Source organism: Niabella ginsenosidivorans (genome assembly GCF_001654455.1).
Taxonomy (GTDB): domain Bacteria; phylum Bacteroidota; class Bacteroidia; order Chitinophagales; family Chitinophagaceae; genus Niabella; species Niabella ginsenosidivorans.
The window spans coordinates 4,326,508-4,351,090 of sequence record NZ_CP015772.1 but is presented as its reverse complement, the minus strand read 5'-3'; the positions used below and the strand labels follow the sequence as shown (position 1 = coordinate 4,351,090).

The following is a 24,583-nucleotide window of genomic DNA, read 5'->3' as shown; positions in this document are numbered from 1 at the left end:
ATTTCAATAATAGGCAGATATAAGAGTATTTAAAGATACATTGGAACCTGTTTTTTTAAAACTTTAGTTATTTTGGTGGTCAAAATCTTATTTCAATGGAAGCCCCTAAATTAACCGATTTGATTGCCAATCATCTTTTTGAAGTGCACTTTGGCAATAACTGGACGGAAGTGAATATTGCCGATACGCTGGCAGACGTCACCTGGCAGGAAGCTGTTACCCAATTGTCTTTTACTCCCAACACGATTGCGGAAATTGTTCATCACATTACCTACTGGAATCGTGCGATAGCACGGCGTGGAAAAAGGATCGCGCCTCATTTAAATGATAGGAACGGTTTTGATGCTCCTGTGATCAGTTGTGAAAAGGAATGGAAGCTTTTAAAGGACGACAATCTGCATTCTGCAGAGGAGCTGGCAGCTGTAATACGGGAATTTGATGAAAAAAAATTGCCGGAGCCTATATTGCCGGGCTGTTCCAGCGCCTACAAAAATTTCCAGGGGCAGGTGGAGCATGCGCATTATCATTTAGGGCAGATCGTACTGCTGAAAAAGAAAATAAAAGCAGGCGTATAAAAAAACTGTTACCACACCCTTCTGCAAAATCGTTATAGTTCTGTTAGCCGATCCCCGGGTTGTATCACATTCCCTATGTGTGAAGATCTGGTTGTCCGGTAAGGCAGGCGCACGCCCCGGTGAAAAGCCTCAATCCGGGATGAGAAATTTTATGTAGGTTTGACAGGTGAGGGAGCAAAAATCCTATATCGTTCACTTTGACCTGGACTCCTTTTTCGTATCCGTGGAAATGCTGATGAATCCCGCCTTAAAAGGAAAGCCGGTAATTGTGGGGGGCACTTCAAATCGTGGAGTAGTCTCTACCTGCAGCTATGAGGCTCGCAAATTTGGTGTGCATTCGGCTATGCCTATGCAGAAAGCCGTAAAACTTTGCCCGCAGGCTATCATTTTAAAAGGAAACTATGAGCGGTACAGCTATTATTCCCGTTTAGTTACAGATATTATTGCTTCTAAGGTGCCGCTTTTTCAAAAAGCCTCCATTGATGAGTTCTATTGCGATCTTACCGGCATGGATAAATTCTTTGGGGTGAGCCAATATACGCGCGAGCTGCGTACGTACATCATCAAAGAAACCAACCTGCCCATCTCCTGCGGGCTTTCATCAGCCAAATTTATCAGTAAAATGGCCACCAACGAGGCAAAACCCAACGGGTTCCTGGAAATTCCGCACGGAAAAGAAAAGGCATTTTTATGGCCTTTGGGCATTGAAAAAATTAATGGCGTGGGCAAGCGAACAGAGCAGCAGTTACAAAAGATGGGATTAAGGACCATTAAAGATATTGCCATGACGCCCCGTGATCTGCTGGTAAGCCGGCTGGGCAAATGGGGGGAGGAACTTTGGCGCAAGGCGCAGGGGATAGGGAGTGCGGAGGTGGAAACGCAATGGGAACAAAAAAGCATGAGCCGCGAAACCACATTTCATGAAAATCAGACCGATACGGAATATCTTCATAAAAAGCTGGTAGGGCTTACAGAACGGAATGCCTATGACCTCCGGCAGGATGGTAAACTGGCAGGATGCGTGGCAGTAAAGATCCGCTATAGCGATTTTGAAACCACCAACAGGCAGGAGACCATTTCCTATACGGCACTGGATGATGAACTGATAAAAAAGACAAAAGAGATCTTTGAGAAATCCTATCAGCAAGGACGGCCCGTACGCCTGATAGGCGTTCGGTTCAGCCAATTGGCAGATGATGGTATGCAAATGAACCTGTTCAGCCGGCAGGATGATAAATTAAACCTGTATAAAGCCGTGGATGCTATTAAGAACCGTTTTGGGAAAGCACTGGTGTCAAAAGCCGTTATCAGTAAACCCTTGCCCAGGCAGGACAATAAAAAATGATTTTCCGGGCGCAATTCTTTCCCTTTTGACTGCATTGCATTATATTTGCCGCCGGCAGGTCTTATACGGCCAGCTCCTACCGAAACTCCCCAGGGTCGGAAGGCAGCAAGGATAGGTGGTTGTAGCGGCGCGATGTGAGTAGCCTGCCTTTTTTTTATTTTATGGGCCATGGGTATTTTCCTCTGCCATTTTGCCCCAAAATCTTCCTCTGTTTTTTAAACAATTTCTGTTTCGCCTTGTTGCATTTTTAGAGGGATTTCCCCTGCAAAAAACATTTTTTGATGTCATTCTGTGTGCGCTGTTCCAGCTTCGGAACGCAGGAAGATGACTCCTTAATTGTCTGTATTTCGTCAGGCTTCCACAAATTAATGGTATTGATCAGCGCCATTTTGCGGGAAATTCAATCCCGGGGTTCTTTCCTGCAAATTACTTAGGAAACGGATGTTATTCGGTCAAAAAGATCATTGAATGAAAAACTTAGCATAGTTTTGGAAAAACGGTTAAAGTGTTTTTTGGTTTGAAATGATTGATGAATTAAGTTTGATCAGTGTTCATCGGTAATAACGGCGTTCGGGCTGCAGGAATCAGGGGCCCTGTGCCAGGATGAACTTCCGAAAATGTATAGCAAGCAACTAAAAATTTAAAATAAATACTATGAAATTTTTTATTGATACAGCCAATCTGGACCAGATTAAAGAAGCAAACGCATTAGGGATTTTAGACGGGGTTACCACCAACCCATCATTGATGGCAAAAGAAGGGATTCGTGGGCAGGAAGCCATTGTGAAGCATTATAAAGATATCTGCGATATTGTGGATGGCGACATCAGTGCAGAAGTGGTTGGTACCACATTTGATGAAATTGTTGAGGAAGGCAAGCGGCTGGCTGCCATTCACCCGAATATTGTAGTGAAAGTGCCGATGATCAAAGACGGGGTAAAAGCCATCAAATGGTTTACAGATAATGGCATTAAAACCAACTGCACACTGGTATTCAATGCAGGGCAGGCCATCCTGTGCGCCAAGGCGGGCGCAAAATATGTATCTCCCTTTGTGGGCCGTATTGACGACAGTGGCTGGGACGGGGTGCAGCTGGTAGAACAAATTGTGCATATTTATAATATACAGGGATTAAAAACACAGGTACTGGCTGCTTCCATGCGCAGCGCTAATCATATCATCCGCTGTGCGGAGGTAGGTGCTCATGTGGTCACCAGTCCGCTGGATGCTATTTTGGGCTTATTAAAGCATCCGTTAACAGATATCGGGCTGGCTAAATTTCTGGATGATGCAAAGAAGCTTCAATAGATTTATACCAGTGTGATTTTAAGAATAAAAAGAAGAAAAATGGCAACATTAACCAAACATAAAAGTTTTGAATCTTTAAAAGCAAATATTAAACCGGTTAAAAATAAAAAGTTGTTGTCTGAATTTGAAGAGTTCGTCAATCGGTTAAGTAGCAATTTTTTTGTTAAAAAGAAAAAAACTACTAAAACCACAACATGGAAAACAACCTAACCGGAGCTATTCTTAATATTTGCAATATTCTTAACAACCATACTGTACAGTATTTAATAGTTGGTGGTACTGCAGTAGCCTTGCACGGCTATTTTAGAAAATCTATGGATTCAGCCGGGCAATATACAGATAAGCCTGATCTGGATTTTTGGTACAATCCTACCTATTCAAATTATTTTAAACTTTTGGAGGCATTAGGGGATTTGGGAATGGATGTGACAGTATTTAAAGAAGAATCATCTCCCGATCCTAAAAGTTCATTTTTTAAATATGAACTCGAAAAGTTTACCATTGATTTTTTACCGACGTTAAAAGCTAAAATAAATTTTAGAGCAGCGTTTAATAGACGGGAAAATGTTACATTCAGCAATATTAATATTCCGTTTATTTGTTATGAGGATTTAATATTCGATAAACTTGCTAATGCCAGACCTAAAGACATTACAGATATTAAGCAATTAAAAACAAGGATAAAGGAAAAATAGAAGTAATACCGGGTAATATGATTAAGCGGAAAGCCATTAGTATCCGTTCCACCTAAATTCATCACACAATTGAATATAACTTCTTTTATCGCTCACCGGATAGCCTTTAACAAACAGCACTCTTTTTCGCGGTTTATTATAAGGCTTTCCATTATTGCTACGGCAATAAGCGTGGCGGTAATGATCATTACACTGGCTTTTGCCAATGGATTCCAGCAAAAAGTAAGCGAAAAGGTCTTCAGCTTCTGGGGCCATATCCGTATACAGGAAATGGCCTCTTATCAGTATGTAGTGTCAGAAGAAGTGCCCATTACTGCTAACCCGGCCTTGGTGGCACAGGTAAAGAAAAACCCGCAGGTAGCAAGCATTCAGCCTTTTGCAACAAGGTACGCGATCGTAAAAACAAAGGACGATCTGGAAGGTGTTTTGGTAAAGGGGGTCGACAGCGCCTACAACTTCAATAACCTGAGATCGTTCATTATAAAAGGGCGCCCGCCGGTTTTTAATGATTCTACCTATGCCCGGGAAATAATGCTTTCCGACTATACAGCAAAACAGATGAAGCTGGATACCGGAAGCCGTGTACTGATCTATTTTGTCCGGCCTGATAATTCCTTAAGGCCCGACCGGCTGAAAGTGACCGGGATTTACAAAACGGGGATTGAAGAATACGACAAAACATTTGCCCTTGCAGATATAAAGCTGATCCGGCGTCTGAACGACTGGGAACCTGATCAGATCGGCGGTTACGAGGTATTTATTAAAGATTATAAAAAAATTGATACGGTTGCTGATGAGCTGATGCAACTGCCTTCCATGCCACAGGAATGGGATGCACAAAGTATTAAAGCTTTTGTACCTAATATTTTTGACTGGCTGAATATGCAGGATGTTACACGTAACCTGCTGATTGCGATCATGATTGTAGTTGCCGTTATTAATCTGATCACCTGCCTGATCATACTGGTACTGGAGCGCATGCGCATGGTGGGCGTTTTAAAGGCGTTAGGCGCAACCGACTGGACAGTACAGAAAATATTCCTGCGGCACAGTCTTTTGATCACGTTGTCCGGCATAGCCATAGGCGCCGTATGCGCACTGGGTTTATTGCTGTTGCAGGTAAAGACCGGTTTTATAAAGCTGGATGAAAGCGCCTACTACCTTAGCAAGGCGGCGGTGTCCATTTCTGCCTGGCAGGTAGCCGCTATTTGTATAGGCACTTTTCTGGTTTGTTTGCTGGTGTTGCTGATCCCTACCTATATTGTAAAAAGAATACAGGTTGTAAAAGCAGTACATTTCAGGTAACACCTGTTATACTGTTTGAGCAAACAATGCAGCGGTATTTTATTTCAGGCGCGAAAGCAGGATACCTGTGGCAACTGCTGCGTTCAAAGATTCTGCATTACCGGTTCTTTCAATGGTTATTTTTTGTGTGATGAACCGGGCTGCATCTGCCCGTATGCCCTTTGATTCATTCCCGATGATAAGGATGCCTGTTTTTACAGGCTTTATTTTTTTTAGTGGAGCCCCGTCCAGCACGGCGCCGAGGATCTCCGTTTGCTGTGTGCTCAGCCATTCCGGAACGGATACATAGTAAACCGGAATGCGGAATAGGCTGCCCATAGTGGCTTGCACCACTTTACTGTTATAAATATCGGCACAATCCGGGCTACAGATCACCTGGGGCACGCCAAACCAGTCTGCTGTGCGGATAATGGTGCCCAGGTTGCCGGGATCCTGTATACCATCGAGTACCAGCGTAAGGCTTTTCAGGGGCATAGCATCGGGCCGCAGCCGTGTAGGTTTTTCTACAATGGCAACAACCTGGTTGGGCGTTTTTAGCTGTGATATTTTTTGCAATTCAAAATCAGCAGCCGCTATCATTTGAATTTGCGGGTAAAGCAATTGATGCTGATGCACCCAATTCGTTGATGCAAATATTTTTTTAACAACCGTTCCGGCAGATTTCAGCGCTTCATCCACTATTTTTGGCCCTTCAATAAGATAGCTGTTTTCAGCCTCCCGGTATTTTTTTTGGAATAAACTTTGAATATATTTGATTTCAGATTTACTAAGCATTTACGAAAATATTAAATTTTAAACCCTGTTTTCTGGTAAAAATACATTTCTTCCCCTTGTAGCAGCCGGTATACTGTTGTTTTTGTCTTCCTGTAAATTATTCACAGTGGTAAAACATTACCCGGAGGGCCAGCCCTTTGTTTTCCAAACAAAAGTAAATGTTGAAGAAGCATCTTCTAAAGATGAAAAAAGCAGGCTGGAATCAGGGCTTGCCGGGCAGATAGATGACAGTCTTCAGTCAAAAGAAGTAGATAAGGTATTCTGGTCCGTAATAAAAGATCCCACAAGGCTGGATACAGGATTGATCAGTAAGTCTGTTCAAAGCATGCATTATTATCTGAATTCGCAGGGGTATTTCCGGGATTCGATCCGGTATCAGACCTCCGTTCAACAAAAAGCAGATCAGAAACGTGCCATTATCCAGTTTAATATTTGGCCGGGTCAGGTTACCCGTATTGATTCTCTTACCTATACCTTACAAAACGATAGTTTACAGCAGCTGACGGATAAAAATCTTAATAAGCAGTTTATTAAGAAAGGAGATCCTTTTGCCCAGGGCCCTGTATCATCTGAAATGGACCGTCTTGTAGAGCTTTACAGGAATAACGGGTACCTGCGGTTTTCAAGACCCCTTCTTTTTGGTTTGTGGGATACCCTGGATGTATCGCTGCTGCAACCCACCCTGGATCCTGTTGAACAGGCAATGCAGCTGGAATTATTAAGAAAACGCAGGCTGTACCCAACGGCTAACCTGGATATCCGGATGCGGCCGCTTGTGGATTCATCGGTGCTGCGCAAATATTATATAGGAAAAATTACCGTGGACCCGGTCAGTAATGATACCTCCAAAAGAAATATAAGAACCACCAACATAAAAAATATTATGGTAATACAACGGGGAAATAAGTTCAAGCCAAAAATATTTCCTCCCCTTGTTTATTTTAAACCGGGCGAGCTATATGATCAACGGCGCTATTCCCGTACTATGAACCGTTTAAATAATATAGGCACCTGGCGCATGGTAGATATAGCACAGCTCCCCAGGGACTCTTCTGATAGTGTGGATATCGCCATCAAGCTGATCCCCGCAAAAAAATACAGTTTTACAACAAATGTAGAAAGCAGCTACAGCCAGAGCGTGATTACCGGCAACTTTGTGGGAATCGGGTTAAGTATGGGCCTGCAGAACCGGAATTTTGGCCGGGCAGCCAACCTCATGTCCACCAATGCCAGCTATATGATAGAACTGGGTCAGTTTACAGCCGGCCAGATCATACAAACACAGCAGTTCAGCTTAACGAACTCTATTTCCTATCCCCGGTTTATTTTCCCGGGCATGCAGTCTTTTAAAGAAAATTTCCGGGGCAATTTCAGGTCTGTCTTTACTTTGAACGCGGCCAGCACAGACCGGCGCTACCTTTTTAACCTTACCTCGTTTAATGCTTCCTGGGGATATGAGTTCTCCTGGCGTGCCAGGGATTATATTTCAAAAAACAGGACCTATAACCTGGGGATAAGAATCCCTAATATTGAATATGCGCATCTTATAAAAAGAGACAGCCTCGACAGGCTGATCGTACAAAACCCTTCTATAGCCAATCTTTTTAATGACGGGCTGATCACATCCACCATATTGAATTTTACAATGCCCTGGAACGACCTGAACGGCCGTAATTCCAATGTGCTCCGGATGAATTTTGAAGAATCAGGCCTGCTAACGGGACTGATCCGGAACAAATTCCTGGACGATAATCTTTACCGGTTTATAAAGCTGGATATAGAATATGCGCGGATGCTGAAATGGACCAAGACCTCCTTTGTAATGCGGGGATTTGCAGGAGTAGGGTATGAACTGGGCGCCACCGCTAATCCTGATAAAAGATTCCAGTTGCCTTTCTTTAAGCAGTATTTTGCCGGTGGGCCTAACAGCATGCGGGCATGGCAGCTGCGCCAGCTGGGCCCGGGTTCCTATATAAATACATTTACCGGCGCCTATAGTATTCCTGACCGGTTTGGGGATATGCAGCTGGAGGCGAACTTTGAATACCGCATGCCTTTGTTTAAAATAAGCAGTATTCCTGTAAACGGGGCATTGTTTACAGACGTAGGTAATGTATGGCTGGTTAAAAAAGATGCAGGAACAAATGATGAGGTCTTTAAACTGGGACGTTTGGGAACCGATCTTGCAATTGGCTCCGGTGCCGGCGTTCGTGTAGATCTTGGTTTTTTTGTCATTCGCCTGGACTATGCCTATAAGGTAAAAGATCCAAGCCCAAGCCCTGAAAACAGCAGTTATCAGAACCGTTTTTTTGCATATCCGTTCATAAAAGGCAGCCAGTTACAGATAGGCATTGGTTATCCGTTTATTTTTTAGGGGTCAGCATTGAGGTGTGAGATTTCAGCTATCACTATTGACCATCCGGCTATGCCCATTAACTATGAACTGTATCTTCCCTATTCTTCATCCCTGCAATAAAGTCTTCCATGGTCAATGCGTCTCCCACAAGAAATTCGCCGATGCGGGTACGCCTCAGGCTGCTTAGGTAGGCACCGCAACCGAGCGCCTGCCCAAAATCCTGCGCCAGGCTACGGATATAAGTTCCGGTAGAACAGGTTACTTTAAAAGAAAGCTCCGGCAGATTGGTGGCATCTATTTCAAAGCTGGAAATAGTAACAGGCCGGGGCTCCAGCTTTACCTCAATACCCTTACGGGCCAGCTCGTAAACACGTTTGCCGTCTTTTTTGATGGCTGAATGTGCCGGGGGCGTCTGCAGAATATCTCCTGTAAATCTTTTTGTAGCCTCTTCAATGTCAAAAACGGTGATGTGTGCATATGTTTTAAAATCCTGCGGCTCACTTTCCAGGTCATAGGTGGGGGTAACCGCACCAAGGGTAAAAGTACCTGTATACTCCTTTTCTTTTGCCATATAGGCCTGGATCTGCTTGGTAAACTTTCCCGTGCAAATGATCAGCAGGCCGGTAGCCAGGGGGTCCAGCGTGCCTGCATGGCCCACTTTTTTAATGCGGACCAGACTCCGCACTTTACGTACCGCATCAAAGGAGGTCCACTCAAGCGGTTTGTCAATAAGCAAAACTGAACCTTCTGCAAAGTCTATATTTTTCAGATCTTCTTTCTTCATGTGCCGCGAAAATAAGCATCCGTCCGGCGTTATTGAAATTCTGTTGCCTTAAAGATCAGAATAAGGAGTTGCCTTTAAAAAAGTAACGTCAATATGAGATACGTTGTCTTTGTATTCTTCCAGCAAATTCAGGTTTTTCCAATCCCGGTCATTGCCAAAATTTTTCCAGTTTTGTTCTCTTGCGGCCCTGTTTTCATGCGTGGTCATATACATAAGATTGGGCATCCTGCACCCCGCCAGCACTTCGCCATAAAAAACAGCGTTGAAGCCCAGGCGTTTAAAAATACCGATCTCATTTCCCGCATTAAACATTTTTACTTTACTGCGGAATTGCTTCTCGGTAGTGCTCTCATAACTGCGTAATTCATACACCCGATCGTTTTTGTCACCTTTTAATTGAGGCACTTCCAGCGTTGGTGCACCGGAAAAAGAACGCATTAAAATGGTTTCCATACGGTCATATGCCCCGGCTTTATTGGGTGCGTTCATATAATCCCCGGCAGCATGGCGGTAACCATTGTCCTGCAATAGCCGTTGGTCCAGTTGCGACCATTGTTCCAGCCCGCGGAAAGGGATCAGCACATAGATCTTTTTCTGCAAAGCCGTATCATTGTCCAGTGCCTTAAAAACACCTACTCTCATCAGCCTTAATTTATGTAAGGCCGGTACCAATGCGTTTTGCAAATACCGGTCCAGTTCTTCTTCCTGCCGGGTAGTGGAATAATGATAAACGGTCAGCTGATAATATTCACGCACCGCCGGTACCCGCTGCGCCCTGGCAATGGATGGTGCGATCAGTAAAAGCAGTATCCCGGTAAATAATTGTTTCATAAAAATTCTTTTAGCAGACAAACCCTGTTTGCAGTGTAAATATAAAGGATGTTCATAAACCCCGCATCTTTATAAAAGGGCAGTAATAAGAATATACGGGAACTACTGATAACAACCTGCAAATGTCACCACTACCAGGTATCTGCCGGTGAATGCTTACATTTGGAGCATGAATGCACTTGCTGGTTTAGGAGATACAATTGCTGCAATTGCCACCCCGCCGGGCATTGGCGCTATTGGTATTATACGGCTTAGCGGCGCTGATTCCATATTGATCGCCGACAAGATCTTTAAAGGCAAAAAGCTGGCCGGTCAAAAGTCACATACGGTGCATTTTGGGCATATTGTGCATCCTGTATTGAAGGATGATGCCGGTGATCCGGAGCTGATAGATGAAGTGGTGGTTACCATATTCCGGGGCCCAAAAAGCTATACGGGCGAAGATGTGGTAGAGATCAGCGGGCATGGTTCTCCGTATATTCTTCAGAAAATACTGGAAGCATCCATAACCGCAGGAGCAAGGAATGCAAAAGCAGGAGAATACACACAAAGGGCCTTTTTAAACGGAAAGCTGGATCTGGCACAGGCAGAAGCGGTGGCTGACCTGATTGCTGCCGACAGTCGCGCCCAGCAACATGCAGCGTTGCAGCAGTTGCGGGGCGGTTTCTCCGGGGATCTTGGCAAACTACGGGATCAGCTGATCAATTTTGCGGCCCTTATAGAGCTGGAGCTGGATTTTAGTGATGAAGATGTGGAGTTTGCCAACCGGGAGCAGTTTCAGGAATTGATCTCAGATCTCAGAGCCCGGGTTTCAGGGTTGCTGGATTCCTTTCGTCTTGGGAATGTTATTAAGAACGGGGTTAGTGTAGCGATTATAGGGAAGCCCAATGCGGGGAAAAGCACCCTTTTAAATGCCTTGTTAAATGAAGAGCGGGCTATAGTAAGTGATATTGCCGGCACAACAAGGGATACCATTGAAGAAACGTTAAATATAAACGGAGTATTGTTCCGGCTGATTGATACAGCCGGTATCCGGGAACATACTACAGACCAGATAGAGAGCATTGGTATAGAGCGCAGCAAACAAAATGCAGAAAAGGCACATATTATTTTGCTGCTGACAGACGTTACAGACCCTGACACTACTCCGATCAGGTGGCTGAAGCCTTATGCCGGTAAAACCATCACTGTGCTGAATAAAACTGATCAGCTGCGACCTTCAGGAAAGCAGATTTCGCCTTCCGCCATAGCTATCAGCGCTAAACAAAATATGGGCGTTGATATATTAAAACAACGGATGTATGATAAAGCTGTGGGTACAACCATAAAAACAGAGAACAGTATTGTTACCAATGCCCGCCATTATGAGGCGCTTTCAAAAATGATGGAGAGCCTTAATGCGATTGAAGAAGGCATGAAGCGGCATCTTACAGGCGATCTGTTGTCGATCGATATCCGGCGTGCGCTGCATTATCTGGGTGAGATCACCGGCCAGGTAGAAGTGGACAGGGATATACTGGGAACGATATTCGGGAAGTTCTGCATTGGAAAGTAACGGGGTTATTTCAGTTGACACAGTTTTACTTCATTTTACTAACTATTTGAAATGCAATTTATTACAAAGTTAATTTACTGCATTTTACCGCTCTTTTATGGATGTGTTGTACCTCTTTTGTACCTTGCTTCCAAAAATACATTTAGAAAAAGGTACAATTAGATAGGTCGGGGAGGTAGAGGCAGCTACAGGCAGTTCCAGTCATTAACTGGCAGTTGGCGACAGTTGGTGTCAGCTCAATAGAGCTTACCATACGTTGCAGACTGCTTTAAAAAGGAGTAAAATGAGCTCGAACATTCGCCTCAAAAAAATTTGTCAGCATTGCCGGCAACCGTTCGTTGCACAGAAAACGACAACAAGATTTTGCTCTCATGCCTGCGCAAGTAGCAATTACAAGAAACGCCTGAAAGAGCAAAAAGTTACCAAAGCCATCCTGGCCACCAAACAACAGGTATTAGAGCAATCAGAGATTACCGTCTCCGGGGTTCAGCAAACGTCTGTCACAAGCGAAACAAACTGATTTATTTGCTGTATCCATAACTGCGGTTGTGTTCTGAGGGTTATTTAACTACAATCTCCGTTTCGGCATCCACGGGATTGCAGGAATTATTTTTGTCCCAAAGATGCCCCGCCAGATGATAAGTTACCCCGGTCTTCATGGGCGCCATGATTTTGACAGAACCCAAAGGGTGGACGCTTCTTTCTCTGTAAAACCGCTGTTTTGAGCAAACAAGTCCGGTGGAGTTCTCATCATTACCGGGTTTCCGTCTTTATTGGTAAGGTCTATAACAAAACCGGGAAATACTTTTCCATTGTTCAGCATAAAACCTGAAATGCGGCTACGACCAACCCGACACGACTGTTATTAGGCACTTCGTTGCCGGGTAATTTTCCACCAATAGAATCCGCCAATACACATCATTTACCCGGAGCCGTTGTAGTGATACGATAACCCTGTACGCAGGTCTTTATTTGTGCCCGCGCTGGAAATTGCAGGCAGATAACAGCAACAGGCTTGCAGTTAAGTGAAATATTATTTGTTTTTTCATTTTATTGGTAGTCTAATTATTTATATGGAATGAAGTTTTTTTTCTTTGTATCAGGTATCCGGTTACTATCGCACCTTCTCGCTATTCAAATAAAGTACCGGGAATAATCAAAATAAAAGAGCCTGTTTTTATTCGCCCGTTTGCTCTTTTTTATCTGCTTTCAGCCACAACCCAAATCATCCGAAGCCTTTCCAGTTGCGCGGTGCGTTCCTTTTTCCGAAATCAGCAGCGGGCAAAACCTTCCAGCCTTGTGTGCTTACAACAGGCTGTTGCAGATCACCGGGATGAAAATACCAGTCGGCAAATACAAACGACAGGTCTATGTTTTTGTCCAGGCTGTTGGCATGGAGCGTAAATGATTTTTGGGCGTACAGCCGGTACGTGCAACCCATCAACAGGATTGCCCATAGCATCCGTAAAGTGTACGTTCCAGAAGAAAGCCTGGTGTGGGACATGGGTCAATAATTGAGCAAAACAGTTTTATGGTAACACCTTTATACAATGTTAAGCCTGTTTCCATTGTCTGCAAATTGGATGCAGGAGTAAATTGCATTTTATTTAAATGACCGGGAAACTATATCTCCGGTAACATAATAAACGCAGATTGTTCCTTTACCTGAAAGGGTAACCCGGAGGTTTATACGAGGTGATATTAAAAGTGTGGTACTGGCCCGGAACCAGGGATGGTATTTTCCCATGATGGCTATGACACCGGCAAGACTGAACCGACCCGGACAGGCTTTGGACGCACTTTTCATGGATTCGCAAAAGAATACCTATTTGCTCAATGGTCATAATTATCAGGATCAGCAATTAACACTTTATTTGCCGGGCAATGGCGATCTTTTAACTGCAATAGCAATGATGTGCGCAGGGTGAGACAGGAGCCCATCTGATAATCCCGGCTTTCCTAAAAATGGAAGGTAAAGTGGGAAGGTTTGCAAAAGATGGCGTAATTCAGGATTATTTAAAGCATTAATTTTATGAAATTACTTAATATTAAGTTCGATATTGCAGTACACATTAAATTTTTGAAAACTAATGATACTCTTTTGCCGTAAAACATACTGCTGTTTAACTTTATTAATTGCACTAACCCTGGTAATTGATACAAGCGCACAGCAAACAGCGGCACCAACCGAACTACGCGTAGATCTGGTATTGAATACGGATAAGGTATGGCAAAATGGCTTTGTGATAAATATGGATCCGGAGGAGGCGAGGACGAACAGAAACATTTATCAAACAGTTCGTATAGCCAGCTCGAGACCCCGGTTTTCCTGGGTAATAAACAGTGGTGAGCGGGGCGCTTATCAAACCGCTTATCAGGTATTGGTTGCTTCTTCGGCACAAAAGCTTCAATCCGGCATTGGAGATGTATGGAACTCCGGCAGGGTAGCATCGGATCAGCAATTAAATGTTGAATACAATGGAAAAGACCTTAACCCCAATACGGTATATTATTGGAAAGTAAAGATCTGGGATAATAAAAAAATATCTTCACCGTTTTCAAAAACAGCTGCTTTTCTTACCGACAGCATTTTGAAGCCTTATCAGACACCTTATACACCCCTGGTAAAATCGGCACAGCAGCCTTTGGTTCAGACCCGGTTAGGCAATGGAAACAGCCTTTACGATTTTGGCAAAGATGCGTTTGGCCAGTTAAGTCTGGTTGTAAACGCGGTTGGTGATCAGGATACCTTACGCATCCATGTGGGTGAGGCCCTTGATAATATGGGATGCGTGGAAAAAAAGCCCAAAGGTACCCTGCGTTATCAACTGTTAGAGATCCCATTAAAAAAAGGAAGACATCCGTATTGTCCTGTATTTAAGCCCGCTAAGCTCAATACAGGCCCCAGGGCAATCCATATGCCTGCATATATTGGCGAGGTATTGCCTTTCAGGTATGTGGAAGTAGAGAAAACCAATACGGGAGTTCAGGTAATTAATCCGGAACGATATGCTGTAAACTATATTTTTAATGATACGGCTACTGAATTTGAAAGTTCGGATACGGTGCTGAACAAAGTATGGGATTTGTGTAAATACACCATGAAAGCCACGAGCTTTACAGGGTTTTATGTTGATGGAGACCGGGAACGTACACCTTATGAAGCCGATGCGCTCATTAACCAGTTGTCGCATTATGCAACGGATGCGGAATATAATATGGCCAAAAGGTCTTTGGAATATCTCGTTTATCATGCAACCTGGCCTGCAGAATGGTCGTTGCAGAACTTACTGATTGCCTGGAATGATTATATCTATTCCGGCGATATTCGAACCGTAAAAAATCTTTATGCAGAACTGAGGCCAAAAACCTTATTAGCCCTGGCTCGTCCTGATGGATTGATCAGCACCCGTACCGGCAAACAGGACAGTAATTTTGCCAAATCCATTCACCTGATACATTTTGATGGCAAAACAGTGTTGCGTGATATTGTGGACTGGCCGCAAAGGGGCGGTGTGGGTTTACCTGCAACAGCAATGGGAGAAACGGATGGTTTTGAATTTACTGATTATAATTCCGTAGTGAACGCATTTCATTACCAGGCCCTGATCTGTATGGAAAAACTGGCAAAGGCGTTAGGTAAAAAAGAGGATGCGACATTTTATGAACACGAAGCTGCTAAGGTAAAACAGGCATTTCAGCGCAGCTTTATTGATCCCGCTTCAGGAATTGTAAAAGACGGCGAAGGAACTACGCACAGCTCATTGCATGCTAATATGATGGCGCTTGCTTTTGGCCTGGTTCCTCCTGAAATCCAACCCAACGTTTTATCTTTTATCCAATCAAGAGGAATGGCCTGCAGCGTATATGGTGCACAGTTTTTAATGGATGCATTGTATGATGCTAATAACGCAGGCTATGGCCTCAGGCTTTTAACAGCAACAGGCAAACGCAGTTGGTATAACATGATCCGTTCAGGCGCTACCATGACAACCGAAGCCTGGGATACGGAATACAAAGGCAACCAGGACTGGAACCATGCCTGGGGCGCTGCGCCGGCAAATATTATTGTTGGCAAGCTGATGGGCATAACTCCTTTATCACCCGCTTTTGGTACCATAGCAATAAAACCCCGCCCTGGCACATTGAGCCATGCCGGGTTGCAACTGGCTACTTTAAGGGGGAAAGTTGCGGTTGTTTTTGATCAGCAGGCTACGTTCTTTCGGCTGCAAACCCGTTTGCCGGCTAATACACAGGGCGTTGTTTATTTACCCCGGCGGTCTGCATCAGATGTACTGCTCAGGAACGGCAAACGGATCGTCGGTTTGCCCGATGGCGATTTTTGGATGGTTAAAGAAGTTCGTGCGGGGAGAGATGTCTGGGAAGTTCATTATCATCAGGCAAATTAACCGGGGAACATACATACAAGTGATCCACTATCCTATTTAAAAAAAATGAAATTTTAGATTCATTTCCGGCAGAATGGTACTGCCCGGTTTTCTTATGCAGCGGCCCTCTGTTTGCTTAAACAAAGGCAATACAATATCCGGATGCATGTTAGGTAAAATATAAAAAATAAATTGATTCCGGATCTTCTGTATTATTAACTGCTGATTATTAACTGAATAGCATTGGGAGGTATGTTATCACTAAAATTTGTTTACTAATTAGCAAGAATTGGAACAAGTTTTGCCGTATTTGGATTAGTTAACATTTAATTAATATTTAATATTCTCCTATGGGGAATTACCACTGGTAGAAAAGTAAAAATAATCAGATTGAGATCGTTTGTATGGACGCGGAACGTGTTATATCGTTTGAAGATCATGGATGTTATTTGATAACGCTGGAAACGGCTGACCTGATCGATGTCTTTATACGACCCGTATATAAGCAGATAGCGGTGCATAGTTTAAACCACTATATAAACACCAAGGGACTTATTGTATATGGCTGGTGCTTAATGTCTAATAAGCTGTACCTGGTTTGCCAGGCACACAAGAACACTTCCCTTAAAGATATAAGAAAAAGCTTTAAACAATTTACTACGGAAAAGATCATAGAAGCCGTTTTGAATGAGCCTGCCGAACGGCAGCAATGGCTGATGGAGCATTTTCAAAAGAATTCCGGATTTTTAAAGACCCATAAAAAGCTGGAGGTATGGCAGCCTGTTAGAGAGCTGGTCAGCCTGGATCTGAGTCGCCCTGAAAGCATTGCAGAGCACCTGGAGTTGGTTCATAATATCCCGGTACAGCAACGTATTGTACGTTATGCATCTGATTTTATCTATAGTTCTGCCTTTGATTATGAAACAGGAGGAGAGGGACTGGTTAAAATAATGAAGCTGAATGGAGTAGTGCAGGCCCTGGATGATATTGAGAACAGGAAAAGTACATTTAAGGCAAAATTCAGCCATAAATAAAAGATATAAACGGGAATCAGATATTTTTGCCGGGTTCAATGATTGAGCCCGTTTTTTTATGGCAGTGCGAAAAAAAAGAAAAAAAAGGAAAAAGCAGTTGAGCCCTGCCCGGCGGGCGCTTATTGCTTTCCTGGGAGCACTGGCAATATTAACGGGTGTCTTATTAATTTTTCACAAGCCGGAACTGGAAGTAAAAAAATACCCTCAATTTGGTATCGAAATTCCTGTTGATTATGCCATCCATGGTATTGATGTTTCCCGCTACCAGAAAACAATTGTATGGGACGCTGTCAAAGCCATGAACATTGATAACATCAGGATCGGTTTTGCGTTTATAAAAGCAACGGAAGGAGAAAAGGATACAGATGAGCAGTTTAAAAGAAACTGGAAACAGGCCCGGAAAGTAAAACTTCCATGCGGGGCCTATCACTTCTTTATCCCTTCTAAAGACCCCCGGAAACAGGCAGCAAATTTTATAAGAAATGTTACTCTTTCCCCCGGAGATCTGCCCCCGGTGTTAGATGTGGAGCAGGCCAGTAACCTGCCACCTGCTGTTATACAGGCAGGCGCAAAAATCTGGCTGGATCTGGTAGAAGCGCATTATAAAGTAAAGCCCATACTGTATACCAATGCCGATTTTTATGAAAAAAACCTGGGCCGGAATTTTGACGGCTACCCCTTATGGGTGGCACATTATTATGAAAAACGAAAGCCGCGGGTAAAACGGAGCTGGCTCATCTGGCAGCATAATGATGCCGGCCATGTGAACGGCATCAATGCTTATGTGGATTTTAATGTTTTTAATGGCGATACTGCCGCCTTCCGGTCAATGCTTATAAAATAAAGGCGGCAGTATGAGGGCCGCCGGTGCTGCTATTTTTTCGCATTTGCGTTTACATACTGTGTAACCTGCGAAATTTCAAGATCATTCAGTTTTGATTTCTTAACCATTGAATTCAGGATCGGCTTCCATTCCTCCTGCGTCCAGTCGCTTATGTTCTTTTTCTGATGGCATTTGGTACACTTTATTTCGTAAATAGCTTTTCCTGCAACAAGTGGGTCGCTGGATGAGAGATCCGCTGTATCAGGTTTGTTACCGGTAACCGCTTCAACAGGCCTGCTGGGAATGGTAGGCGCAGTTTTATGGGAACAGCTATATATAACCGCAAATGCAGCAAACATCACAAACAGGAGTACCAATTTTTTCATACTTAATGAACGTAATCAGATTAGATAATTTGTAAAATTAAAAAACCTCCTTGTTAAAGGAGGCAAAGTTTTTTAAACGGATCGCTTATTTCTTGGAGTTTGCATAAACGTACGCAGAGACCTGCTGAATTTCTTCATTGTTCAGCTTGGCCTTCTTCACCATTGATGTTAATACAGGCCGCAGTTCATCATAGGACTTTGAGGTAACTGCCTCGGTTTTGGCTGCATGGCACTTGGTGCACTTGGTTGTAAAAATCACCTGTCCCGCGCTGATGGCAGCCTCATCACTGCTTACGGCACTGGCCTCAGGTACAGCGCTTGCAGCAACAGCGGAAGGGGATGCCTTTGGCGTACAGGCAACACCAGCCATTAAAACAATATAGGCGCCAATGATTATTTTTTTCATAAATGTATTTTTATTAAAAATAACAAGAAATAAGCCAACTTACAATTTTATGACAATTATTTTTGCATGGAGTCAGTCTTCTTTCGTTATGTAACGGATTCTTTATAACGTTTTTATAACATAACAGAGCCAATGCATAATTGGGTGCCTGTTAAAAACCCCTATTTTTATCGGCAAAAAATCTGGTGTACCCTTCTATTCAAAAACTGACACCTAAGAATATCTACCTGAAAAAGTGCTTTGGCTCTAAACCCTTCCGGTTACTGGATGTTGGAGCCGGCAACCATTCTGCCTCAAAAACAAAAAAGCTGTTTCCCAATTGTGAATATCATGGAATAGACCTGGATAAGAGTTACCAGAATGATCCGTCTGATTTTGATGCCATGACCGCTTTTTATGAAATGGATCTTACCAAACTGGACTATAAAATGATCCCGGATAATTATTTTGATTTTGTGAGAATGGCCCATGTGGTAGAGCACCTGAAAAACGGGGATGAAGTGGTAAAGCACCTGATCCCTAAGTTAAAACAAGGGGGCTGTTTTTATATAGAATACCCCGGTGCCAGAAGCACAAAGCTGCCTTCAATGCGCGGAACGCTTAATTTTTATGATGATCCTACGCATGTACGTATCTATTCTGTTAAAGAACTGCAGGCAATTTTTGAATCAGGAGGCTGTCGTGTCATTTCCTCCGGTGTCCGGAGAAATGCAGCGTATCTCATCACAATGCCTTTGCGTATTTTAGGAAGCTGGGCAAGGGGCAGAAAACTGCAGGGTAATATTTTCTGGGATCTGATGGGTTTTGCCGAGTTCTTATTTGTACAAAAGATCAGGTGATCGTTGATGATGCAGGATGATTGGAATAAGACCGGTACTCTTTGATCCAGTGAATGAGCCCAAAAGTAACAATGACCGTAAAGATGAGATATTCCAGGCTGTAAAACCGGATCCCTTTTACATAGTATAAGATCGTAGCTGCCAGATCTACCAGCAGCCAGATGATCCAGCACTCAACTTTTTTCTGGATCATATAAAAGGTAGCCAGAATGCTCATGATCATTATAAAAGAATCCGCAAAGGGATAGGAGCTTGGTGCAGAAAATACGCCCGGGAACCAATGATGCAAATGCCCCGCAAAACTGCCTAATAGCAGGGTGCCGGTAACGGTAAGGGCCAAAGTAAGCATGCGCTGAGCCGGCTTCATAAAGCTTACTTTTAATTCTTTTTTGGTATCGGCTTCTTCTTCTTTGGGATGCGACCAACGCCACCAGCCCATAATATTGGTAATAAAGAAAAAAAGCTGCAGCATCATATCGGGGTAAAGATGCACCTGGTAATATAGAATAAAAGAAAGGATCACATTTACAATACCCACCGGCCAACTGATGATATGGGCTCTTGCAGAAAGCCAGGTAGCAGCCAGCCCTGTTATTACCCCGAAAAATTCAATATAGCTCATGGAATAGCCCATGATATTGAAAAATTCATTCCGGATGTCAAAAATAGTAGCCAAGGAAATTGTTGTTGCAGCTAAACAGCGTTCGCTTCCGGGCAAATGGCCTGCAATTACTTTAAAAAGTCCCGGTACAAGTTTTTTAAAGCTTTAACCCGTCAATAAGATGTTTTACCATATTTTCTTCCATCTCTTCTGCGGTATGGGTCTTGGCGCTTTTTTGCCAGAATTCCAGTCCGCGCACAGAGGAAAGAATATTTAATACCACTACATAAGGCAGCACGGGCTTGAATTCTTTATTATCGATACCGTCCTGAACGATCGCTTCAATTTTTTTCACATAACGGCGGCGTTCATTTACAAAATCGCCCAGTTTCTCATCATCGAGATGCATCCATTCGCTCACCATTACAGAATAAGATTCAAAGTGATCGATCATCATTTTTGTATGAAAGCGGACCAGCGATTCAATTTTTTGTAATGCCGTATCTGACGGGTTCATACTTTCCAGTTGCTCCTGGCAATCGCGGGCAATGGAAAAAATGATCTCTTCAAGAATTTCGCCTTTTGACTGGATATGATTATACAGGCTGGCCGCTTCAATGCCGATTTTTTCAGCCAGGTCGCGCATAGAAGTTCCGGCATAGCCTTTCTCCCTGAACATGCGGGCCGCAGTTTTTAAAATTTCTTCTTTTTTTGACGAACGTTTGCGTGTACTGGTAGCCATGTTCCAAAACTATGCTTTTTATAGAAAAAACGGGCAAGTAATTTTTAAAAGGCATAGAAAAATACAAAACCCAAAAGCCACGGCAGACGTATCAGTCTGCCACAAATACACGAATGCGCCTTTGGCGTATTATTGGTGGTATTGAGACTGAAAACTTCGGGTTTATCCTTATTCGTGAATCTGTGGCGACATTATATTTCATACATCTGCCCTCATCAAAAAGCCCGTAAACGCTAATCGCTGCCTAATAAATCCTACCTTTGCCGCCGTATTTTAATAAAAAATAATTTCATGTCGTTAATTACTGTTGGTACCATGGCTTTTGATGCCATAGAAACTCCTTTTGGAAAAGTGAACAAAATTGTAGGTGGCTCTGCCCTGTATGCAGCCTATGCCGCCAGTTACTTTGTAAAGCCTGTACAGCAGATCTCCATCATCGGATATGACTTTCCGGATGAGGAACTGGAATCTTTACAGCAGAGAGGAGTTCAGCTGGAGGGTGTTGAAAAAGTGGCCGACAAAAAATCCTTTTTCTGGAAAGGATTGTACCACCAGGATATGAATACACGCGATACACTGATTACGGACCTGAATGTGCTGGAAGATTTTGATCCCAGGGTTCCGGATAACTACCAGGGAGCAGCCTTTTTAATGCTGGGAAACCTGATGCCCAAACTGCAGATCAGTGTTATTGAGCAACTGAAGCAAAAGCCCCGGCTGATTGTGCTGGATACGATGAATTTCTGGATGGAAACCGCTATGCCGGATCTGGAAGCAGTATTAAAAAAGGTAGATCTTTTAATGGTGAATGATTCCGAGGCACGCGAGTTAACACAACAGTATTCACTGATCAAGGCCGCCAAGAAGATCCGGGAAATGGGTCCTAAATACCTGATCATTAAAAAAGGAGAGAACGGGGCTCTGTTGTTCCATGGAGATAAGGTGTTCTTTGCACCGGCTTTTCCACTGGAAGAGGTTTTTGATCCTACAGGCGCGGGCGATACCTTTGCTGGTGGCTTTATAGGCTATCTGGCAAAGAGCGGGGATATCAGCTTTGAAAATATGAAGAAAGCCATTATCGCCGGCTCTGCCATGGCCAGCTTCTGCGTGGAAAAATTCGGCAATACCCGTTTAAAAGAGCTGGCCAAAGAGGAGCTGAATGATCGTATTCAACTCTTCAGGGAGCTTACGAGTTTTGAAACCGGTCTGGATCTGTAAGGGAGGAAGTCATTAGCTGTCAGTTATCAGTTTTTCAGTGTATGCTAACTGCTTCCATACAACCCGTAACCGCTTTTTGCGCTCTTATCTGAAAACAACCAATAAAAATGGATAAAACGCAAAAATCACCTTCGCTCTTGTTTTGTCTTGTTATGGATGCGATCGGCTGTTTGACCTATGCTGTTCCGGGGCTGGGAGAGTTGGGCGATATTCTGTGGGCGCCTGTTTCGGGTCTGATCTTTGCATTTACATTTGGTGGCAAAAAAGGCATAACAGGGGGGCTGTTTAATTTTATAGAAGAAGCGCTGCCGGGAACAGATTTTATTCCAACGTTTACCATTATGTGGTTCCTGATAAATAAAACGGGCTACTTTAGCAAAAAAAGAATGGCAGTTCCTGTAAAAAGCAGGTAATCCTGCCGGTCTTTTCATCCGTATTAGGATCAATTATATAAAAAAAAATTTTCCAATATTTGGATGATATCTGTTCTGTATCTATTTTTGTTCAGATGGCAAGTAAAATGAAGCATACAAAAACCACTAAAAAGTGTCCCTGATGGAAGGTCAGTGGTGTTTGTGTCTTTAACATAAATTTTTAACAGGCCTTCCGTAAATACGGGAGGCTTTTTTTTAACATAAAATACGAAATAAACAACAATGAAAGTAGCCGTTGTAGGCGCCACAGGTTTGGTAGGCACCAAAATGTTGCAGGTTTTATCCGAAAGGAATTTTCCGGTATCTGAACTAATACCCGTTGCTTCGGCAAAAAGCGTTGGCAGGGAGGTAGAATTCAGGGGTAAAAAATATAAAGTGGCAGGTATGGAAGCGGCTATTGCCGCCAAGCCGGATGTGGCGTTGTTCTCTGCTGGTGGAAGCACCTCAACAGAATGGGCGCCCAAATTTGCAGCGGCGGGCATTACTGTTGTTGACAACTCTTCTGCATGGCGCATGGATCCGAAGGTTCCGCTGGTGGTTCCGGAGATCAATGCAGATGTGCTGACCAGCAATGACAAAATTATTGCCAATCCCAACTGCTCCACCATTCAGATGGTAGTGGCACTGGCCCCCTTGCATAAAGCCTATAAGATCAAACGCATAGTGGTAGCCACTTATCAGAGTGTTACAGGCACGGGCGTTAAAGCGGTTGAGCAGTTAAAAGGTGAGCGTCATAAGGAAGTAGCCGGAAAAGAGAGCAGCTATGAAATGGCCTATAAGTATCCTATTGATCTGAACGTGATTCCCCAGATCGATGTCTTTTTGGATAACGGGTATACCAAGGAAGAAATGAAAATGGTGAACGAAACCAAAAAGATCATGCGGGATGACTCTATCCGGGTTACTGCTACAACCGTTCGTATTCCGGTAATGGGTGGCCATAGCGAAGCAGTAAATATTGAATTTGAGAACGATTTTGACCTGGCTGAAGTACGCCATCTGCTGGAGACAGCACCCGGTGTTATTGTGGTAGATGACCTGCCAAATCACAAATATCCGATGCCCATGGATGCCCATGAAAAAGATGATGTATTCGTAGGGAGGATCCGCAGGGATGAATCGCAGCCCAATGCCCTGAACCTGTGGGTGGTAAGTGATAACCTGCGTAAAGGTGCCGCTACCAACGCCGTACAGATTGCCGAGTACCTGGCTGCAAATAATTTAATTTAGTTCATAGTTGATGGTTCATAGTTCATGGTAAGGCCAATCGGTGCTGCCATGAACTATTTGCTATGAACTGTCAACTATTTTGTTACTTTGCATCTTCTATGTCGGATTTATTGGAGCAAATAGACAAAGAACGGCTCCCCCATCATATTGCTATTATCATGGACGGCAACGGGCGTTGGGCACAGGAACAGGGCCAGGACCGGCTGTTCGGGCATTATCATGGGGTCGAAAGCGTAAGGGATATTGTAGAAGGCTGTGCAGAACTGGGCATCGGGTATCTTACCCTGTATGCGTTCAGCACGGAGAACTGGGATCGCCCTGAGTATGAGGTAGTAGGGCTGATGGAACTGCTGGTATCTACCATCCGCAAAGAGGCAGAAGTATTGCATAAAAACAATATCCGGCTGCATGTAATAGGAGATATGAGCATGTTGCCGGATTACGCCCGTCAGGAGCTGAATGAGGCATTAGAGATCACCGCGAAAAATACGGGCCTGAACCTGATCATGGCCTTAAGTTACAGCGGCCGCTGGGAATTATTGAATGCTGTAAAAAATATAGCCAATGAAGTGCGCCACGGGCGGTTGGCAGTGGAAGCCATTGACCAGGATGTGTTGCAGAAATACCTTTGCACCAGTGAGTTCCCGGACCCGGAACTGATGATCCGCACCAGTGGGGAATACAGAATCAGCAATTTTCTGCTCTACCAGCTGGCCTATGCTGAATTATACTTTACAGATGTGCGGTGGCCTGATTTCCGGAAGAAAAATCTTTATATGGCAATCCTTGATTATCAGAACAGAGAACGCCGGTTTGGCAAAACATCAGCGCAAGTAACACAATAAATACCTATTTGTTTATAAAAAGCTGCAATTACGATAAATACAGGTTCTTTTTAACATACAGTTTCCAAATTTTACCTTTAATTTGCCGCCGCAATGGGATGGAAAGGGG

The 24,583-nt window shown here is 43.7% G+C and carries 26 protein-coding genes and 1 other RNA gene; 19 read left to right on the top strand and 8 right to left on the bottom strand.

The window, feature by feature from the left end; translation table 11 throughout:
- The first annotated feature begins 95 nt into the window (after positions 1-95).
- The 7 genes from A8C56_RS18395 (at position 96) to A8C56_RS18370 (ending at position 5,228) form a co-directional block, all read left to right on the top strand.
- Entirely contained in the window at positions 96-575 is a 480-nt protein-coding gene (locus A8C56_RS18395; RefSeq protein ID WP_067759310.1) for a DinB family protein, read from the top strand.
- A gap of 166 nt (positions 576-741) precedes the next feature.
- Positions 742-1,920: a DNA polymerase IV gene (dinB, locus tag A8C56_RS18390; protein ID WP_067759308.1), complete on the top strand. Its 1,179-nt coding sequence runs from the start codon at positions 742-744 to the stop codon at positions 1,918-1,920.
- A gap of 52 nt (positions 1,921-1,972) precedes the next feature.
- An RNA gene (ffs, locus tag A8C56_RS18385) (signal recognition particle sRNA small type) lies at positions 1,973-2,072 on the top strand.
- Positions 2,073-2,574: 502 nt separating this feature from the next.
- Positions 2,575-3,228, top strand: coding sequence for a fructose-6-phosphate aldolase (gene fsa, locus A8C56_RS18380; protein ID WP_067759305.1), 654 nt, complete (start codon positions 2,575-2,577; stop codon positions 3,226-3,228).
- A gap of 39 nt (positions 3,229-3,267) precedes the next feature.
- Positions 3,268-3,438 (top strand): hypothetical protein, encoded by a 171-nt coding sequence (locus A8C56_RS24540; RefSeq protein WP_157098034.1) that lies wholly within the window; start codon positions 3,268-3,270, stop codon positions 3,436-3,438.
- Positions 3,423-3,923: a DUF6036 family nucleotidyltransferase gene (locus A8C56_RS18375; protein WP_067759303.1), complete on the top strand. Its 501-nt coding sequence runs from the start codon at positions 3,423-3,425 to the stop codon at positions 3,921-3,923. The genes A8C56_RS24540 and A8C56_RS18375 overlap by 16 nt, the downstream gene beginning before the upstream one ends.
- A gap of 69 nt (positions 3,924-3,992) precedes the next feature.
- The gene (locus tag A8C56_RS18370; RefSeq protein WP_067759301.1) at positions 3,993-5,228 is read left to right on the top strand and encodes an ABC transporter permease; all 1,236 of its coding nucleotides are present in this window, start codon (positions 3,993-3,995) and stop codon (positions 5,226-5,228) included.
- Between the two features lie 39 nt (positions 5,229-5,267).
- Here the strand turns inward: A8C56_RS18370 and A8C56_RS18365 are convergent, their stop codons facing one another.
- A complete protein-coding gene (locus tag A8C56_RS18365) occupies positions 5,268-6,002 on the bottom strand; it encodes a TrmH family RNA methyltransferase (RefSeq protein ID WP_067759299.1) in 735 nt (244 codons plus the stop codon).
- Positions 6,003-6,108: 106 nt separating this feature from the next.
- Here A8C56_RS18365 and tamL point away from each other — a divergent pair, with 106 nt between their 5' ends.
- Positions 6,109-8,376, top strand: coding sequence for a translocation and assembly module lipoprotein TamL (tamL, locus tag A8C56_RS18360; protein ID WP_245645573.1), 2,268 nt, complete (start codon positions 6,109-6,111; stop codon positions 8,374-8,376).
- Between the two features lie 58 nt (positions 8,377-8,434).
- On the opposite strand, the gene truB is transcribed toward tamL, so the two are convergent.
- The gene (gene truB / locus A8C56_RS18355) at positions 8,435-9,142 is read right to left on the bottom strand and encodes a tRNA pseudouridine(55) synthase TruB (RefSeq protein WP_067759294.1); all 708 of its coding nucleotides are present in this window, start codon (positions 9,140-9,142) and stop codon (positions 8,435-8,437) included.
- A gap of 48 nt (positions 9,143-9,190) precedes the next feature.
- Positions 9,191-9,973 (bottom strand): NIPSNAP family protein, encoded by a 783-nt coding sequence (locus tag A8C56_RS18350; protein WP_067759292.1) that lies wholly within the window; start codon positions 9,971-9,973, stop codon positions 9,191-9,193.
- 169 nt (positions 9,974-10,142) lie between these two features.
- Between A8C56_RS18350 and mnmE the strand changes: the two genes are divergently transcribed.
- Both mnmE and A8C56_RS24535 read left to right on the top strand, forming a co-directional pair.
- Entirely contained in the window at positions 10,143-11,528 is a 1,386-nt protein-coding gene (mnmE, locus tag A8C56_RS18345) for a tRNA uridine-5-carboxymethylaminomethyl(34) synthesis GTPase MnmE (protein ID WP_067759289.1), read from the top strand.
- Positions 11,529-11,811: 283 nt separating this feature from the next.
- Entirely contained in the window at positions 11,812-12,048 is a 237-nt protein-coding gene (locus A8C56_RS24535; RefSeq protein ID WP_157098033.1) for a hypothetical protein, read from the top strand.
- 705 nt (positions 12,049-12,753) lie between these two features.
- On the opposite strand, the gene A8C56_RS18340 is transcribed toward A8C56_RS24535, so the two are convergent.
- Entirely contained in the window at positions 12,754-13,032 is a 279-nt protein-coding gene (locus tag A8C56_RS18340; protein WP_157098032.1) for a hypothetical protein, read from the bottom strand.
- Positions 13,033-13,237: 205 nt separating this feature from the next.
- Here A8C56_RS18340 and A8C56_RS18335 point away from each other — a divergent pair, with 205 nt between their 5' ends.
- From A8C56_RS18335 to A8C56_RS18320, 4 genes are all read left to right on the top strand, one after another.
- Positions 13,238-13,456, top strand: a complete 219-nt coding sequence (locus A8C56_RS18335; protein WP_157098031.1) for a hypothetical protein — start codon at positions 13,238-13,240, stop codon at positions 13,454-13,456.
- 162 nt (positions 13,457-13,618) lie between these two features.
- Entirely contained in the window at positions 13,619-15,937 is a 2,319-nt protein-coding gene (locus tag A8C56_RS18330) for an alpha-L-rhamnosidase-related protein (protein WP_067759282.1), read from the top strand.
- Between the two features lie 383 nt (positions 15,938-16,320).
- A complete protein-coding gene (locus A8C56_RS18325; protein WP_067759278.1) occupies positions 16,321-16,950 on the top strand; it encodes a hypothetical protein in 630 nt (209 codons plus the stop codon).
- A gap of 58 nt (positions 16,951-17,008) precedes the next feature.
- Positions 17,009-17,794, top strand: a complete 786-nt coding sequence (locus A8C56_RS18320) for a glycoside hydrolase family 25 protein (RefSeq protein ID WP_084490275.1) — start codon at positions 17,009-17,011, stop codon at positions 17,792-17,794.
- A gap of 29 nt (positions 17,795-17,823) precedes the next feature.
- Here A8C56_RS18320 and A8C56_RS18315 read toward each other — a convergent pair whose 3' ends face one another.
- Together A8C56_RS18315 and A8C56_RS18310 are read right to left on the bottom strand one after the other, a co-directional pair.
- Entirely contained in the window at positions 17,824-18,159 is a 336-nt protein-coding gene (locus A8C56_RS18315) for a hypothetical protein (RefSeq protein ID WP_067759275.1), read from the bottom strand.
- 85 nt (positions 18,160-18,244) lie between these two features.
- On the bottom strand, positions 18,245-18,565 hold the full coding sequence (locus A8C56_RS18310) for a c-type cytochrome (RefSeq protein ID WP_067759272.1): 321 nt from the start codon (positions 18,563-18,565) through the stop codon (positions 18,245-18,247).
- Between the two features lie 185 nt (positions 18,566-18,750).
- Here A8C56_RS18310 and A8C56_RS18305 point away from each other — a divergent pair, with 185 nt between their 5' ends.
- Positions 18,751-19,404, top strand: a complete 654-nt coding sequence (locus tag A8C56_RS18305; RefSeq protein ID WP_169818798.1) for a class I SAM-dependent methyltransferase — start codon at positions 18,751-18,753, stop codon at positions 19,402-19,404.
- On the opposite strand, the gene pnuC is transcribed toward A8C56_RS18305, so the two are convergent.
- Both pnuC and A8C56_RS18295 read right to left on the bottom strand, forming a co-directional pair.
- Positions 19,397-20,080, bottom strand: a complete 684-nt coding sequence (gene pnuC, locus A8C56_RS18300) for a nicotinamide riboside transporter PnuC (RefSeq protein WP_245645571.1) — start codon at positions 20,078-20,080, stop codon at positions 19,397-19,399. The genes A8C56_RS18305 and pnuC overlap by 8 nt on opposite strands.
- Positions 20,081-20,162: 82 nt before the next feature.
- The gene (locus A8C56_RS18295; RefSeq protein ID WP_067759266.1) at positions 20,163-20,747 is read right to left on the bottom strand and encodes a TetR/AcrR family transcriptional regulator; all 585 of its coding nucleotides are present in this window, start codon (positions 20,745-20,747) and stop codon (positions 20,163-20,165) included.
- A 291-nt stretch (positions 20,748-21,038) separates the two neighbouring features.
- Here A8C56_RS18295 and A8C56_RS18290 point away from each other — a divergent pair, with 291 nt between their 5' ends.
- The 4 genes from A8C56_RS18290 (at position 21,039) to A8C56_RS18275 (ending at position 24,474) form a co-directional block, all read left to right on the top strand.
- Complete coding sequence (locus A8C56_RS18290) at positions 21,039-21,965, top strand: PfkB family carbohydrate kinase (protein WP_067759263.1); 927 nt, start codon at positions 21,039-21,041, stop codon at positions 21,963-21,965.
- Positions 21,966-22,072: 107 nt separating this feature from the next.
- Complete coding sequence (locus A8C56_RS18285; protein ID WP_067759261.1) at positions 22,073-22,378, top strand: hypothetical protein; 306 nt, start codon at positions 22,073-22,075, stop codon at positions 22,376-22,378.
- Positions 22,379-22,621: 243 nt separating this feature from the next.
- A complete protein-coding gene (locus A8C56_RS18280) occupies positions 22,622-23,629 on the top strand; it encodes an aspartate-semialdehyde dehydrogenase (RefSeq protein ID WP_067759259.1) in 1,008 nt (335 codons plus the stop codon).
- A gap of 62 nt (positions 23,630-23,691) precedes the next feature.
- On the top strand, positions 23,692-24,474 hold the full coding sequence (locus tag A8C56_RS18275; protein ID WP_245645570.1) for an isoprenyl transferase: 783 nt from the start codon (positions 23,692-23,694) through the stop codon (positions 24,472-24,474).
- The last annotated feature ends 109 nt before the right edge of the window (positions 24,475-24,583 follow it).